This is a genomic window from Telluria sp. ZB4P34, from assembly GCF_059686055.1.
Genome location: NZ_JCASIF010000029.1, coordinates 1 through 13943, shown reverse-complemented (window position 1 = coordinate 13943; position 13943 = coordinate 1). Strand labels below are relative to the sequence as shown.

At 68.1% G+C, this 13943-nt stretch carries 13 protein-coding genes, 1 rRNA gene and 1 riboswitch; of the genes, 13 read left to right on the top strand and 1 reads right to left on the bottom strand.

From position 1 onward, the window contains the following. Positions 1-473: 473 nt before the first annotated feature. From cobT to AC56KL_RS22925, 13 genes are all read left to right on the top strand, one after another. Positions 474-1517, top strand: a complete 1044-nt coding sequence (gene cobT, locus AC56KL_RS22985) for a nicotinate-nucleotide--dimethylbenzimidazole phosphoribosyltransferase (protein WP_497182501.1) — start codon at positions 474-476, stop codon at positions 1515-1517. Positions 1518-1524: 7 nt separating this feature from the next. Next, a complete protein-coding gene (locus AC56KL_RS22980) occupies positions 1525-2304 on the top strand; it encodes an adenosylcobinamide-GDP ribazoletransferase (protein ID WP_497182500.1) in 780 nt (259 codons plus the stop codon). Between the two features lie 2 nt (positions 2305-2306). After that, entirely contained in the window at positions 2307-2849 is a 543-nt protein-coding gene (locus tag AC56KL_RS22975) for a histidine phosphatase family protein (protein ID WP_497182499.1), read from the top strand. A gap of 19 nt (positions 2850-2868) precedes the next feature. Then, positions 2869-3111: riboswitch (cobalamin riboswitch) on the top strand. 66 nt (positions 3112-3177) lie between these two features. After that, complete coding sequence (locus tag AC56KL_RS22970; RefSeq protein WP_497182498.1) at positions 3178-5019, top strand: TonB-dependent receptor domain-containing protein; 1842 nt, start codon at positions 3178-3180, stop codon at positions 5017-5019. A gap of 24 nt (positions 5020-5043) precedes the next feature. After that, positions 5044-6063, top strand: coding sequence for a FecCD family ABC transporter permease (locus AC56KL_RS22965; RefSeq protein ID WP_497182497.1), 1020 nt, complete (start codon positions 5044-5046; stop codon positions 6061-6063). 1 nt (position 6064) lies between these two features. Next, complete coding sequence (locus AC56KL_RS22960) at positions 6065-6838, top strand: ABC transporter ATP-binding protein (protein ID WP_497182496.1); 774 nt, start codon at positions 6065-6067, stop codon at positions 6836-6838. Further along, positions 6835-7461, top strand: a complete 627-nt coding sequence (gene cobO, locus AC56KL_RS22955; RefSeq protein ID WP_497182495.1) for a cob(I)yrinic acid a,c-diamide adenosyltransferase — start codon at positions 6835-6837, stop codon at positions 7459-7461. The genes AC56KL_RS22960 and cobO overlap by 4 nt, the downstream gene beginning before the upstream one ends. After that, positions 7461-8762, top strand: a complete 1302-nt coding sequence (locus tag AC56KL_RS22950) for a cobyrinic acid a,c-diamide synthase CobB (RefSeq protein WP_497182494.1) — start codon at positions 7461-7463, stop codon at positions 8760-8762. The genes cobO and AC56KL_RS22950 overlap by 1 nt, the downstream gene beginning before the upstream one ends. Further along, positions 8759-9319 (top strand): bifunctional adenosylcobinamide kinase/adenosylcobinamide-phosphate guanylyltransferase, encoded by a 561-nt coding sequence (gene cobU, locus AC56KL_RS22945; RefSeq protein WP_497182493.1) that lies wholly within the window; start codon positions 8759-8761, stop codon positions 9317-9319. The genes AC56KL_RS22950 and cobU overlap by 4 nt, the downstream gene beginning before the upstream one ends. Next, positions 9313-10257 (top strand): adenosylcobinamide-phosphate synthase CbiB, encoded by a 945-nt coding sequence (gene cbiB / locus AC56KL_RS22940; protein WP_497182492.1) that lies wholly within the window; start codon positions 9313-9315, stop codon positions 10255-10257. The genes cobU and cbiB overlap by 7 nt, the downstream gene beginning before the upstream one ends. After that, positions 10250-11230: a threonine-phosphate decarboxylase CobD gene (cobD, locus tag AC56KL_RS22935; protein WP_497182491.1), complete on the top strand. Its 981-nt coding sequence runs from the start codon at positions 10250-10252 to the stop codon at positions 11228-11230. Before cbiB ends, cobD begins: the two co-directional genes overlap by 8 nt. Continuing rightward, entirely contained in the window at positions 11227-12108 is an 882-nt protein-coding gene (locus AC56KL_RS22930) for a cobalamin-binding protein (RefSeq protein WP_497182490.1), read from the top strand. The genes cobD and AC56KL_RS22930 overlap by 4 nt, the downstream gene beginning before the upstream one ends. After that, positions 12105-13580 carry a cobyric acid synthase gene (locus AC56KL_RS22925; protein WP_497182489.1) on the top strand — a complete coding sequence of 492 codons (1476 nt, stop codon included), beginning with the start codon at positions 12105-12107 and terminating at the stop codon, positions 13578-13580. Before AC56KL_RS22930 ends, AC56KL_RS22925 begins: the two co-directional genes overlap by 4 nt. Before the next feature lie 241 nt (positions 13581-13821). Here AC56KL_RS22925 and rrf read toward each other — a convergent pair. Beyond that, positions 13822-13934 (bottom strand): 5S ribosomal RNA (rrf, locus tag AC56KL_RS22920). Positions 13935-13943: the final 9 nt, after the last annotated feature.

Here is a 13943-nt window from a genome sequence, read left to right as displayed (position 1 = left end):
GCATGCCGCCAGCGTTCAATCTGAGCCAGGATCAAACTCTTCAGTTCAATCTCTGTTTGTTGACACTTTCGTGTCACCCTTATTTCTAAGGGGTCGCTCACTCAAGATACTGACCGTCATCCCATTGCTGGGACAACGCTTAATACTTTTGTGAACATTTGATAATTTAAGTATTCAACTGACCGGAGTCAGCTGGCACCTTCATCAAACGCCCACACTTATCGACTGTTGATTGTTAAAGAACTGTATTCTGTACTACCTTGCCGTGTTCGACGAAGCGTTGTGTTCGTCAGCAGCAGAGAAGCGAGATTATGCAGCGTTTCGCTTACCTCGTCAACCCCTCGTCTCTTTCGCGTTCGCTGCCTGAAGGCTACGTTGCGCGTCGGAGGAACGAAACTATAACAAAGGCCGGAAGCACTTACAACGCTTGCGATTATGCTATCGTCGCGTTTTTTCCACGATATTTTCCGGCAATGCACCTTCCTACCATCACGCCGACTGCCGACGCGGCCCTGTCGCAAGCCCTGCTCCACGCCATCGATAACAAGACGAAGCCGCTCGGCAGCCTTGGGCGCCTCGAGACCCTTGCGGCCCAGCTCGGACTGATCCAGCGTTCGATTTCCGTACACATCACAGATCCGGCAATCCTCGTGTTCGCTGGTGACCACGGTGTCGTTGCAGAAGGCATCTCCGCCTACCCGCAAGACGTGACCTGGCAAATGGTGGAGAACTTCCTCGCAAACGGGGCGGCCATCAATGTGTTCGCGCGCCAGAACGGCTGCGCGCTGTACGTGGTCGACGCCGGCGTGAATCACGACTTCGGCGAGCGCGCGGGACTGCTGGACCGCAAGGTGGCCCCCGGCACGCGCAACTTCGCGGCCGAGCCGGCGATGTCGCGTGCGCAGCTCGACACCGCGCTCGAACACGGGATCGCCCTGGTGCGCGACCTGCCCGGCAATGTCGTCGGCTTCGGCGAGATGGGTATCGGGAACACGACCGCAGCTGCCGCCATCATGCACAAGCTGACCGGCCTGCCACTGACGCAATGCGTCGGCGCCGGTACGGGATTGTCGCCCGACGGCATTCGGCGCAAGCAAGAGGTCATCGCCGCAGCCGTCGAACGGCATGCGGGCGTCGATGATCCGCTCGCCGTACTCGCCACTTTCGGCGGCTTCGAGATTGCCATGATGGCCGGCGCCATGCTGAAGGCGGCCGAGCAGCGCAAGCTGCTGCTGATCGACGGCTTCATCGTCACCAGCGCCTTGCTGGTGGCAAGCCGCCTGCAGCCGGCCATCCTCGACTACTGCGTATTCGCCCACTGCTCCGACGAGAACGGGCACCGCCTGATGCTCGACGCGCTCGGCGCCCAGCCGCTGCTGCAATTGGGGCTGCGCCTTGGCGAAGGCACCGGCAGCGCCCTCGCCCTGCCCCTGGTGCGGGCAGCCGCCAACTTCCTGAACGAGATGGCGACCTTCGCATCGGCGCAGGTCAGCACCAGCACCAGCACCGGCAGCTGACCAGGCCATGCAGCAGCTGCGCCTGTTCTTCATCGCCGTCCAGTTCTTCACGCGCCTGCCGATCCCGCGCTGGGTCGGCTTCGAGCAGGAGTGGCTGCACCATGCGTCGCGCTACTTCCCGCTGGTCGGCATGGTCGTGGGTGCGATCGCCGCCGGCGTGTATACCGTGGCGAGCCTCGTCTTCACGTCCCCGGTGGCGGCGGTGCTGTCGACCGTCGCGACCATCTACGCCACCGGCGCCTTCCACGAGGACGGCTTTGCCGACACCTGCGACGGGATCGGCGGCGGCATGTCGCGCGAGCGGGTGCTCGAGATCATGAAGGATTCCCGCGTGGGCGCGTATGGCGCGATCGGCATCGTGTGCATGCTCGCCACCAAGTGCACGACGCTGGCGGCGCTGCCGCCCGCCAGCGCCATCGGCGCCCTGCTGCTCGCCCATCCGCTGTCGCGCCTGGCGGCCACCTCGCTCATCTGGCGCATGGAATATGCGCGCGCCGAAGGCAAAGCCAAGCCGCTGGCCGAGCGCATGACGACAATGGAGTTCGGCATTGCCGCAGCGACGGTGGCCATCGCCGCCGCCATCCTGCTCGCGGCCGGCGTGCTCGACCTGCGCGCCCTGGTTGCGGCGCTCCTCGCTTGCGGCGCCGCAACCTGGTGGCTTGCCCGGAAGTTCAGCCGCCGCATCGGCGGCTACACCGGCGACTGCCTCGGCGCGGTGCAGCAACTGGCGGAAGCCGTGATCTACCTCGCCGTGCTGGCCACGCTCGGCCAGGGCGCCCTCGTCTAACGATGCAGCTGGTCCTCGTGCGCCACCCGCGGCCGGAGATTGCGCCCGGCATCTGCTATGGCAGGACCGACCTTGCCGCGCCCGCGGCCGCCCTCGCGCAGGTCGCCGCCGGCCTGCGCGAGGGCGGATTGCCGGGCGCGCTGCCCGTGTATGCCAGCCCGCTGCTACGCTGTACCGCCCTGGCGCAGCAGCTGGGCGTTCACGCCGCGCTCGACGCACGCCTCGCCGAGATGGACTTCGGCGCCTGGGAGATGCGCAGCTGGGATGCGATTCCCCGCAGCGAAGTGGACGCCTGGGCCGCCGACCTGCTGCACTATCGCCCCGGCGGCGGGGAAAGCGTGCTGCAGGTGGCCCGCCGCGTTGCCGCCTTCCGCGACGGGTTGCGCCAGGCCGGCCAGTCCCATGCCTTCCTCATCTGCCATGCCGGCACCATGCGCCTGCTCTGCGCCCTGCACGCCCACGGCAGCATCGAAGAGGCGGCGCTGCATGCGGCTTCCAGCGCGCACAGCATCGACTACGGCGAAGTGATCGTGCTGAAAGACTGACAAGGCCCGCGGTCCCGCCGTATAATGACGGCGTTTTGGTGCTCGCGGTCGTGTTCACGACTGCAGTTAAACGGGAAACACGAAGCCCTTTAAAAGGCCAACGTGTGCTGCCCCCGCAACGGTAAGCAAGTGCCGCGCTCGATGCATGAACAGTGCAGGGCTGCGCGGCAAACCGTCTTCCATGACCACTGTGCGTTTTGCATGGGAAGGTCGGACGGCCACACTTGCCAGCCCGGATACCGGCCAAAAGGTGGGAGTGCCTGCGAGGCGCTCCTGATCAATCTGGCCTACGGGGACGTCGGCTGGTTGTCTTTTGATTGAGTTATTCATGAATCTCCCTGTAAGACGGCAAGCGGCCGCGCTGCCGTTCGCGCTGTCGCTCGCACTCACCCTTGCTGCACCTGTCTCCGCACAAACCCTTGACGCGGTCCTCGTCACCGCCAGCCGCATGCCGCAACGCGCGGTCGACGTCATCGCCGACACCACCGTGATCCATGCCGAAGAAATTGCGCGCTCGGGCGCTGGTTCGGTAGCCGACGTGCTGCAGCGCCAGCGCGGCATCGAGATCACCCGCAACGGCAGCGCCGGCGCCTCGACCAGCGTGTTCCTGCGCGGCGCCAACAGCAACGGCGTCGTGGTCCTGCTGGACGGCGTGCGCATCGGTTCGTCCACCAGCGGTGTGGCGGCCTGGAACGCGGTGCCACTCGCCGCCATCGAGCGCATCGAAGTCGTCTACGGACCGCTGAGCACCCTGTACGGGGCGGACGCGATCGGCGGCGTGATCCAGATCTTTACCCGCAAGGGCGACGCCGGCCCGACGGCCAGTGGCTCGATCGGCGCCGGCAGCAACGGCACCCGCAAGCTCGATGCCGGCCTCTACGGCGCCGGCGGCGCCCTGCGCTACGCCTTGAGTGCCGGCTACGAAGACTCGGACGGTTTCTCGGCCACGCGTCCTGGCGCCTTCGGCTTCAACGCTGACGAAGACGGCTACCGCCGCCGCAATGCCAATGGCCAGGTGTCCTATACCGTCACGCCGGGGCACGAGATCGGGGCGCAGTTCCTGCATAGCGACCTGCGCTCGCAATACGACAGCGGCGCCGGGCCCTACGACGTCAACAGCCAGCAAGACCTGAACACGGCAGCAGTCTACCTGGCCAGCCAGCTCGCCTCGAACTGGCGCAGCACCGTGCAATACGCCAGGTCAAGCGACAAGCTGGGCAGCTTCACCAGCGCCCTGCCATCCGGCGCCAGCCAGATCGATACCCGCCAGGACGAATTCACCTGGCAGAACAGCATCGCGCTCGGCCCCGACACGCTGCAACTCCTCTACAGCCACCGCAAGGAAGACGTCGCATCGAGCTCCAACGAGGCGTTGACGCGCGCCCGTATCACCAATTCGTATGCGGCCGCCTATTCGGCCAGGCGCGGCAGCCACCTGGTCGACCTCAGCGCCCGCCACGACCGCTCGATCTACGGCAACAGGAACACCGGTGCGGCCGGCTACGGCTACCACTTCGGCAAGGGCTGGCGCGCCACGGCCAGCACCGGCACCAGCTTCCGCGCGCCGACCTTCAACGAACTGTACTTCCCCGGCTACGGCCTGCCGACCAACAAACCGGAAAAGGGCCGCAACTTGGAAGCCGGCCTGCGCTACGACGCAGGGCAGTTGCAGTTCGACGCCACCTGGTTCCGCAACCGCCTGACCGACATGATCGTCACCGCCAACCCGTGCCCGGGCCGCACCGGCAGCTGCGCCTACAACGTCAACCGCGCCACGCTGGAAGGCCTGAGCCTGGCGGCCGAGACGCGCGTGGCCGGCGCAAGGCTGCGCGGCAGCCTGGACTGGCAGGACCCGAAGGACGAGACCACCGGCAAGCAACTGGCGCGCCGTTCGAAGAAGCACGCCAGCTTCACTGCGGACAGCAGCCGGGGCAAGCTGACGGCCGGCGCCGAGCTGCTGCTGTCGGGCGAGCGCTTCGACGACGCGGCCAACCGCAATCGGCTGGGCGGCTACGGGCTGCTCAACCTGTACACTAGCTGGCAGCTCACGCCGGAGGTATCGCTGCTGCTGCGTCTCGACAACGCTGCCGGCAAGCGCTATGAATTGGTGCGCAACTACGGCACCAGTGGCCGCACCTGGTTCGCAGGCCTGCGCTACGGCATCCGCTAACCGGCCTTGTCGAGAAGGAGCCCCATGCATCACCCCGCCCATGCACACCGCCAGCGCGCCATGCTCGCCATCGGCGCGCTGCTGCTGTGCGCCGTCGCCAGCCTGCTGTTCTCCGGCATGACGGGTTCGATCGCCGTGCCCCTGGCCGAGATGCCGGACGCCCTGCGCCAGCTGGCGCGGGGCGAAAGTTCGCTGGCCGCGTCGCTGCTGGAGCTGCGCGCGGGCCGCGCGCTGACGGCCTTCGTCACCGGCGGCGCGCTGGCGCTGGCCGGGGTGATGATGCAGGCGCTGCTGCGCAACCCGCTGGCCGACCCCTATGTGCTCGGCATCTCGGCGGGCGCCTCGGTGGGCGCCCTGCTGGCGCTGCTGCTGATGGCGACCGCAATCGTGGTCGACATGGCCGCACTGGGCGGTGCGGTAGCGGTGTCGATGCTGCTCTACCTGCTGGCCCGGCGCGACCTGCGCGGGGGCCTGGCGGCGGAAGGAGGCACCTCGATGCTGTTGCTCACCGGGGTGATCCTGTCGTCCGCCTGCATGGCCCTGGTAACCCTGATGCTGTCGATCGCGCCGGAAGGCCGGCTGCGCAGCATGATCTTCTGGATGATCGGCGACCTTGCCGGGGCGCCGCTGCGCCTGACGCCCTGGCTGGTGCTCGGCGCAGGCATGCTATACGCCTTGCGCAGCGCGCGCGCCATGAACGTGGTCGCGCTGCACGCGGAGGCGGCCGCTACGCTGGGCATCCGGGTCGGCCGCCTGCGCAAGGGACTGTTCTTCGTGTCCGGCGTGCTGACCGCCAGCGCCGTCACCAGCGCCGGCTCGGTCGGCTTCGTCGGCCTGATCGTCCCGCACGCCTGCCGCTTCGCCTTCGGGCCCGACCACCGCGTGCTGATTCCGGCTGCGGTGCTGACGGGCGGCAGCTTCCTGGTGCTGTGCGATACGCTGGCGCGCACCATCATCGCGCCGCAGCAGCTGCCCGTCGGCGCGATCACCGCGGTCATCGGCGCGCCGGTCTTCCTGTACCAGCTGCACCGGCTGAGGAGGTGAGATGATCCGCACCGAATTTCTCGACATCACGGTCGGCACGCGCACGCTCGTGCGCCAGCTCGACTGGGCCGCCCGCCCTGGCGAATGCTGGAGCATCATCGGCCGCAACGGCGCCGGCAAGAGCACCCTGATGCGGACCCTGGCCGGCCTGCGCAGCCCTGGCGGCGGCGCCGTCGTGGTGGGCGGCCGCCCGCTGGAGCGCTGGGAGCCGGACGAGCTGGCGCGCGCGCGCGCCTTCCTGGCACAGTCGCGCCACGATGCGTTCTCGTACAGCGTGATCGAAACCGTGCTGTCTGCGCGCCATCCCTACCACGCGAACCGCTACTGGGAAGGCAGCGACGACCACCAGGCCGCCATGGCGGCCCTGGAAGTGATGGAAGTGGCGGATCTCGCCGCCCGCGACGTCCGCACCCTCTCCGGCGGCGAGCGCCAGCGCGTCGCGATTGCCGCGCTGCTGGCGCAAGACACCCCGCTGCTGCTGCTCGACGAGCCGGCCAATGCGCTCGACCTCGCGCACCAGGTGAGCTGCATGGGACTGCTGTCCCGCCTGTGCCGCGAGCAGGGCAAGACCGTGGTCATGATCGGTCACGACCTGAACCTTGCCTACCACATTTCCACCCACGCGCTGCTGCTGCATGGCGATGGCCGCTGGCTGGCCGGCGCCGTCGCCGACACGATGCAGCCGGCGCTGCTGGGCGACTACCTCGGCCACCCGATCGAGATGATCGAGCACGGCGGCCGCCGCATTTTCCTCCCCTATGAGGCCACCACATGAACGACATGACCCAGGAAGAGCTCGATGCATTGAACGAGCGCCACCGCCAGCGTATGGAGCGCAAGAAGGCCGTCATCGACGCCAAGATCGCGGCTGCCGACAAGGAAATCGGCATCATCATTGTCAACACCGGCAACGGCAAGGGAAAGAGCTCGAGTGCCTTCGGCATGGTGACGCGTGCGCTCGGCCACGGCATGCAGGTCGGCGTGGTCCAGTTCATCAAGGGCGCCATGTCCACCGGCGAGGAAAAATTCCTGCGCCGCTTCCCCGACGAAGTCAGCTTCCACGCGATGGGCGAAGGCTACACCTGGGAGACCCAGGACCGCGAGCGGGACATCGCCAGGGCGGGCGAAGCGTGGGAGCAGGCGCGGCGATACCTGACAAACCCGGCCTGCGGCATGGTGGTGCTGGACGAACTGAACATCGCCCTGAAGTACAAATACCTCGACGTGCACACCGTCATCGCCGACCTGCTCGACCGCCCGGTGATGCAGCACGTGGTAATTACGGGCCGCGGCGCGCCGCCCGAACTGGTGGCGGTGGCCGATACGGTTACCGAGATGAACGTCGTCAAGCACGCCTTCAAGGCGGGCATCGCGGCGCAGGCCGGGACCGAGTGGTAATGAACAGGGATGCGGGCGCACGCGCCGTGCTGGTCGCGGCAATGGCGTCGGGCCAGGGCAAGACCAGCGTCACCGCCGCCCTGGCGCGCAAGCTGCTGCGCCAGGGCCTGCGCGTGCGGGTATTCAAGTGCGGCCCCGACTTCATCGACCCGATGCTGCTCGAACGGGCATCCGGCGCGCCGGTCCACAGCCTCGACCTGTGGATGGTCGGCGTCGACGAATGCCGGCGCCGCCTGCACGACGCGGCGCGCGAGTCCGATGCGATCCTGATCGAAGGAGTGATGGGCCTGTACGACGGCTCCCCGTCCGCAGCGGACCTGGCGCGCGAGTTCGGCGTGCCCGTGCTGGCCGTGATCGACGCGTCGGCCATGGCGCAGACGCTAGGCGCGGTCGCGCGCGGCCTGCGCGACTACGGTCCCGTTGCTCTTGCGGGTGTGGTGGCCAACCGCATTGCGAGCGAAGGCCACGCGAACATGGTGGCGTCCTCGCTGCGCGACATCCCGCTGGTCGGCTGGCTGGCGCGCCAGGACACGCCGCTGCCGGAACGCCACCTCGGACTCGTCCTGCCGGGCGAAGTCGACGGCCTGGAAGCGCTGCTCGACAAACTTGCGGACGGCCTCCACTTCGACGAGGATGCCTGGAGTGGCCTGCCGGTGATGACGCAGTCGGCGACCGAATGGCAGGGGGTGGACCGGCTGCTGGACGGACGTACGGTCGCCATCGCGCGCGACGCGGCCTTCTGCTTCCTCTACCACGCCAATCTCGACCTGCTGGAAAAGATGGGCGCGCGCCTGCGCTACTTCTCGCCGCTGGCGAACGAGCCGGTGCCGGTCGATGCCAATGCCGTATTCCTGCCCGGCGGCTATCCGGAACTGCACGGCGAGGCGCTGGCGAAGGCATCCCGCTGGCATGGGTCCCTGCATGCGGTCCACGGGCGCGGCGTGCCGATCCTGGCCGAGTGCGGGGGCATGATGGCGCTGGCCGACGGTCTCACCGACCAGGACGGCAAGCGCTGGCCCATGGCTGGGCTGCTGCCGGGCGAGGTGCGCATGCAGCCGCGCCTGGCCGGACTCGGCGCCCATGCGATGCCGACCGCGCAGGGACCGGTGCGCGGCCACAGCTTCCATTATTCGCGCTTCGAGACCCCCGTGCCGGCGCAGGCTTACACCGTCAAGACGAGCACCGACGCACAAGGCGAAGCCGTGTACCGACTGGGATCGCTCACCGCGTCCTACTTCCACAGCTACTTCCCGTCCAACCCGCCCGCCATCGCGGCGCTTTTCAAGGGGACTGCGCCATGACCTGCACCCTCGTGCTCGGCGGCGCCCGCTCGGGCAAGAGCGGCCATGCGGAACGGCTGGCCAGGGATTCCGGCAAGGAGATCGTCTACGTCGCCACCTCGCGCGCAGGCGACGCCGAAATGGCGGCGCGCATCGCCCACCACCGGGAACGGCGCCCTTCCCACTGGCGGACGGTCGAAGAAGAACTGTCGCTGGCCGCAGTACTGCGCGAACACTGTACCCCACAGCGTCTGGTGGTGGTCGATTGCCTGACGCTCTGGCTGAGCAACCTGATGTTCTGCGACGGGCGCGCCTGGCCAGACGTGGGGCAGGTCGACCTGCCGGAGCGCTTTCACCAGGAGCATGCGGCGCTATTGGAGCTGCTCCACGAGGGCACCGGCGGCGACGTGGTCTTTGTCTCGAACGAGATCGGCATGGGCATCGTTCCCTGGGGTGCGCTGTCGCGCTGCTTCGCCGACGAGGCGGGCAGGCTGAATCAGGAAGTGGCAGCGCGCGCGGACCGTGTCGTCTTCGTGGCGGCCGGGTTGCCGCTGCTGCTCAAGGGCGCCGCATGCTGAGCGGCCTGTCGATGCAGCAGATTGCCGGCCTGCTGGTCGCGGGCGTGCTGCTCGACCTGCTGCTGGGCGAGCCGCGGCGCTGGCATCCGCTGGTGGGGTTCGGCAAGCTCGCGGCGCGGGTCGAGCACCGGCTGAACCGGGGCCAGGCGCGCCTGGCGCGTGGCCTGCTCGGCTGGTCGCTTGCGGTCCTGCCCCTCGCTGCATTGGCATGGCTGGCGGCGCAGCATGCCGGGCTGTGGCTGCATGCCGTGCTGCTGTATGCCTGCATCGGCTTGCGCAGTCTGCGCGAACATGCGATACCGATCGTCGACGCGCTGCGCGCCGGCGACCTGGCCACGGCGCGCACCCGCACGTCATGGATCGTCAGCCGCGACACACACGTGGCCCAGGAAGCCGACCTGGCCAAGGCCGGCGCCGAGTCGCTGCTCGAAAACGGCAACGATGCGGTGTTCGGCACGCTGTTCTGGTTCATGGTGGCTGGCGGCGCCGGCGCCGTCCTGTTCCGGCTTGCCAACACGCTCGACGCCATGTGGGGCTACCGCAACGAACGCTTCAACCTGTTCGGCCGCACCGCAGCACGCATCGACGACGCGCTGAACTTCGTGCCGGCGCGGCTCACTGCCCTGTCCTACGTGCTGCTGGCCGGCCCGGCGCGTGCACGCGCGTGGCAATGCTGGCGCACCCAGGCCGGCGCCTGGAGCAGCCCGAACGCCGGGCCGGTCATGGCCAGCGGCGCCGGCGCCCTCGGGGTATCGCTGGGCGGCGCCGCCGTCTACGACGGCGGGACCGAGCAGCGCCCACCGCTGGGCGCAGGGCCGGCCGCTACGGCAACGGACATCGTGCGCGCCTGGCGCCTCGTACTGCACACTACCCTGCTCTGGCTCGCCGTCGCCTGCATGGCGGCGCTGCTGGTGCTGGCCTGGGGCCGGCATGCTTGAGCACGGCGGCAACCTGCGCGAGGCCGCGCGCCTCCATGGACGCGACGACTGGATCGACCTGTCGACCGGCATCAACCCGCACGGCTATCCGGCGCCCGCGCTGCCTGCGGACGCCTGGCACCGCCTGCCCGAGCCGGATCCGGCGCTGCTGGCGGCAGCCTGCGCGTATTACGGCGCCGCCGACCTGTTGCCGGTGGCCGGCACACAGGCCGCCATCCAGGCCCTGCCGCGGCTACGGGCGCCGTCACGGGTGACGGTGTCCGCGCCCTCGTATGCCGAGCACGCATATGCCTGGGCGAAGCATGGGCATGCGCTGCAGCTCGCCCCCTACACGAAGCTGGCGGCCGCGGTCGAGACCAGTGAGGTCGTGGTCGTCGTCAATCCGAACAACCCGACCGGCGAGACGATCGCGTCTGCGCGCTTGCTGGCATGGGCCGGCCGGCTCGCCGCGCGTGGCGGCTGGCTGGTGGTCGACGAAGCTTTCGGGGATACCGACCCGGCGCTGAGCCTTAACGGCCATGCGGGGCAACCCGGCCTGATCGTGCTGCGCTCGGTCGGGAAGTTCTTCGGGCTGGCAGGACTGCGGCTGGGATTCGTGGGCGCCGACACGGCTACCCTGCGTGCGCTCGCGGACCTGCTGGGGCCGTGGACCGTGAGCGGGCCCGCCCAGGCGGTGGCGCTGCAGGCGCTGCGCGACACCGACTGGCAGCAATCGACCTTCGCGCGTCTCCAGAGGGAAGGAGTGCGCATGCGCGGGCTGCTGGAAACGCAGGGCATTCGCGCGACCGGCACGCCGCTGTTCCACTGGTGGCCCGAAGCCCAGCCGGAAGACTTCCACGCGCACATGGCGCGCCACGGCATCTGGTGCCGCCTGTTCCGTGAAGCGGGGCGCGGCATCCGCCTCGGGCTGCCGCCGGACGAAGGAGGATGGCAGCGGCTGGAACATGCACTTCTAGAATGGAGAATTCGATGACAAGCTTGGACTTCGCGGCGGCAGCCCTGGCCGCGGCTTTGGCTGCGCCGCTGGCGGGTGCAGCGACGGTGCGCGACGACGCGGGCAATGCGGTCACGCTCGGCAAACCGGCGATGCGGGTCATTTCCATGGCGCCGCACGTCACCGAGGTGCTGTTCGCCGCCGGCGGCGGCAGCCGTATCGTCGGCGCGGTGAACTATAGCGACTATCCGGAAGCCGCTAAGGGCATTGCGCGCATCGGATCGAACCGCGAGATCGACCTCGAGCGCGTCATCAGCATGAAGCCGGACCTGATCGTCGCCTGGATGCACAACAATTCGGAACGCCAGATCGAGATGGTCCGCCAGCTGGGCGTACCGGTATTCCTGAGCGATCCGCAAACGCTCGACGGCATTCCGGACAACGTCTCCCGTCTCGGCGAGCTCATGGGGACGGAAGCCGTGGCCGTTCCCGCCGCGGCCGAGCTGCGCCGGCAGCTGGCGGCGCTGCGCACCCGCTATGCGGGACGCCCTCGCGTGCGCGCCTTTTACCAGGTATGGGACAAGCCGCTGTACACGCTCAGCGGCAGACACATCATCACCGACGCACTGCGCCTGTGCGGCGGCGAGAACATCTTCGACAAGCTGACGGTGGTCGCACCGGTCGTGTCGATCGAGAGCGTGCTGCAGGCCGATCCGGAGGCGGTGTTCGGCACCGCCGAGAAGAACTACGGCGGCGTCAGCATGTGGAAGCCCTATGCCACGCTGACGGCCACGCACAGGAACAACCTGTTCACGGTCGACGGCGACCTGCTCAACCGCGCGGGACCGCGCTTGATCGCCGGAACGGCCATCCTGTGCGAGAAACTCGAGCTGGCGCGCCAGCACCGCGGCAAATGAAGGACCTGCCCTTCCGTACCCTGATGGTGCAGGGCACCACTTCGGACGCCGGCAAGAGCACGGTGGTGGCGGCCCTGTGCCGCTTGCTGTTCGAGCGTGGCATACGGGTGGCGCCATTCAAGCCGCAGAACATGGCGCTCAACAGCGCGGTCACGGCGGACGGCGGCGAGATCGGGCGTGCACAGGCGCTGCAGGCGATCGCCGCGGGCCTGGAGCCGCACACCGACATGAACCCGGTGCTGCTCAAGCCATCGAGCGACACCGGCGCCCAGGTGATCATTCATGGCCGCGTGCGCGCCGAAATGAACGCGCGTGACTACCACCAGTACAAGACAGCGGCGATGGCGGCGGTGCTGGAATCGCATGCACGCCTGCTCGGGCAGTACGACGCAGTGGTCGTCGAGGGCGCCGGCAGCCCGGCCGAGATCAACCTGCGCGACCGCGACATCGCCAACATGGGATTTGCGGAAGCGGTCGACTGTCCGGTGATCCTCGTCGCCGACATCGACCGTGGCGGCGTGTTCGCCCACATCGTCGGCACCCTGGCCTGCCTGTCCGAGTCGGAGCGCAGGCGGATCGTGGGCTTCGTCATCAACCGCTTCCGCGGCGACATCAAGCTGCTCGAACCGGGACTGACGTGGCTGGAAGCGCAGACCGGCAAGCCGGTGCTCGGCGTCCTGCCCTACCTGCACGGCATGTACCTCGATGCCGAAGATGCGGTGCAGCCGGCGCAGTCAGGCCGGGGCGCCTTCCGCGTCGTGGTCCCGAGCCTGCCGCGCATGAGCAACCATACCGATTTCGATGCCTTGCGCGCGCATCCGGACGTGGACCTGCGCTTCGTGCGTGCGGGTGAAGCCATTCCCGCGGCGGACCTGGTCATTCTTCCGGGGAGCAAGAATACGCGCGGCGACCTGGCCTGGCTGGAGGCGCAAGGCTGGCCAGCGCAGCTGGCGCGGCACCTGCGCTATGGAGGCAAGGTCATCGGCATCTGCGGCGGCTTCCAGATGCTGGGCCGTTCCGTCGCAGACCCGCACGGGCTGGAAGCCGCTGCGGGAACATCGGAAGGACTCGGCCTGCTCGACATCGATACCGAGCTCGCGCAGGAGAAGCGCCTGGCGCAGGTCAGCGGCCGGGCCAGGCTGCCGGACGGGACGCAGTGCGAGCTGCGCGGCTACGAGATCCACATGGGCGTGTCGCACGGCGCCGCGCTGGACCTGCCGGCCTTCGTCATCGACGGACGCAGCGAAGGTGCGTGTTCGCGCGATGGCCAGGTGCTCGGTACCTACCTTCACGGCGTGTTCGACCATCCGCAAGCCGGCGCGGCGCTGCTGGCTTGGGCAGGGCTGCGCAGCGACCGGGTGGTCGACACCGCCGCGCTGCGCGAGGCCAGCATCGAGCGCATCGCCGGCGCCACCACGCCCGTGCTGGACAGGCTACTGGCGCACATGCGCGCAGACATGACTGGTCGGTAAGGCTGAGGTATGCGTGACAGCGCGTCGTGCGATGCCTCCAGGGACTAGGCGCCCCCCTTGGCGGAGGCCCAATTTCCGTGAACAGTCGGACGCCGGATTGCTGAGCTAACGCGAGACGCGCGCACAGAAAGCAAACATCCTCACCGGGGCAAGGATTTGTGGTGCGGCTCCGAACCGGGGTGTTGCGTGCAAACGCAAAAAAGCCCATCCAGGTCACTGGATGGGCTTTCTCTTATAACTAGCCTAACGATAACCTACTTTCACACTGGTTGCAGCACTATCATCGGCGCAAAGTCGTTTCACGGTCCTGTTCGGGATGGGAAGGGGTGGGACCGACTTGCTATGGTCATCAGGCTTTGACTT

Excerpts from the sequence above, each read along its gene's own strand:
- cobT (WP_497182501.1), top strand. The coding sequence starts at position 474 with ATGCACCTTCCTACCATCACGCCGACTGCCGACGCGGCCCTGTCGCAA.
- AC56KL_RS22980 (WP_497182500.1), top strand. The coding sequence starts at position 1,525 with ATGCAGCAGCTGCGCCTGTTCTTCATCGCCGTCCAGTTCTTCACGCGC.
- AC56KL_RS22975 (WP_497182499.1), top strand. The coding sequence starts at position 2,307 with ATGCAGCTGGTCCTCGTGCGCCACCCGCGGCCGGAGATTGCGCCCGGC.
- AC56KL_RS22970 (WP_497182498.1), top strand. The coding sequence starts at position 3,178 with ATGAATCTCCCTGTAAGACGGCAAGCGGCCGCGCTGCCGTTCGCGCTG.
- AC56KL_RS22965 (WP_497182497.1), top strand. The coding sequence starts at position 5,044 with ATGCATCACCCCGCCCATGCACACCGCCAGCGCGCCATGCTCGCCATC.
- AC56KL_RS22960 (WP_497182496.1), top strand. The coding sequence starts at position 6,065 with ATGATCCGCACCGAATTTCTCGACATCACGGTCGGCACGCGCACGCTC.
- cobO (WP_497182495.1), top strand. The coding sequence starts at position 6,835 with ATGAACGACATGACCCAGGAAGAGCTCGATGCATTGAACGAGCGCCAC.
- AC56KL_RS22950 (WP_497182494.1), top strand. The coding sequence starts at position 7,461 with ATGAACAGGGATGCGGGCGCACGCGCCGTGCTGGTCGCGGCAATGGCG.
- cobU (WP_497182493.1), top strand. The coding sequence starts at position 8,759 with ATGACCTGCACCCTCGTGCTCGGCGGCGCCCGCTCGGGCAAGAGCGGC.
- cbiB (WP_497182492.1), top strand. The coding sequence starts at position 9,313 with ATGCTGAGCGGCCTGTCGATGCAGCAGATTGCCGGCCTGCTGGTCGCG.
- cobD (WP_497182491.1), top strand. The coding sequence starts at position 10,250 with ATGCTTGAGCACGGCGGCAACCTGCGCGAGGCCGCGCGCCTCCATGGA.
- AC56KL_RS22930 (WP_497182490.1), top strand. The coding sequence starts at position 11,227 with ATGACAAGCTTGGACTTCGCGGCGGCAGCCCTGGCCGCGGCTTTGGCT.
- AC56KL_RS22925 (WP_497182489.1), top strand. The coding sequence starts at position 12,105 with ATGAAGGACCTGCCCTTCCGTACCCTGATGGTGCAGGGCACCACTTCG.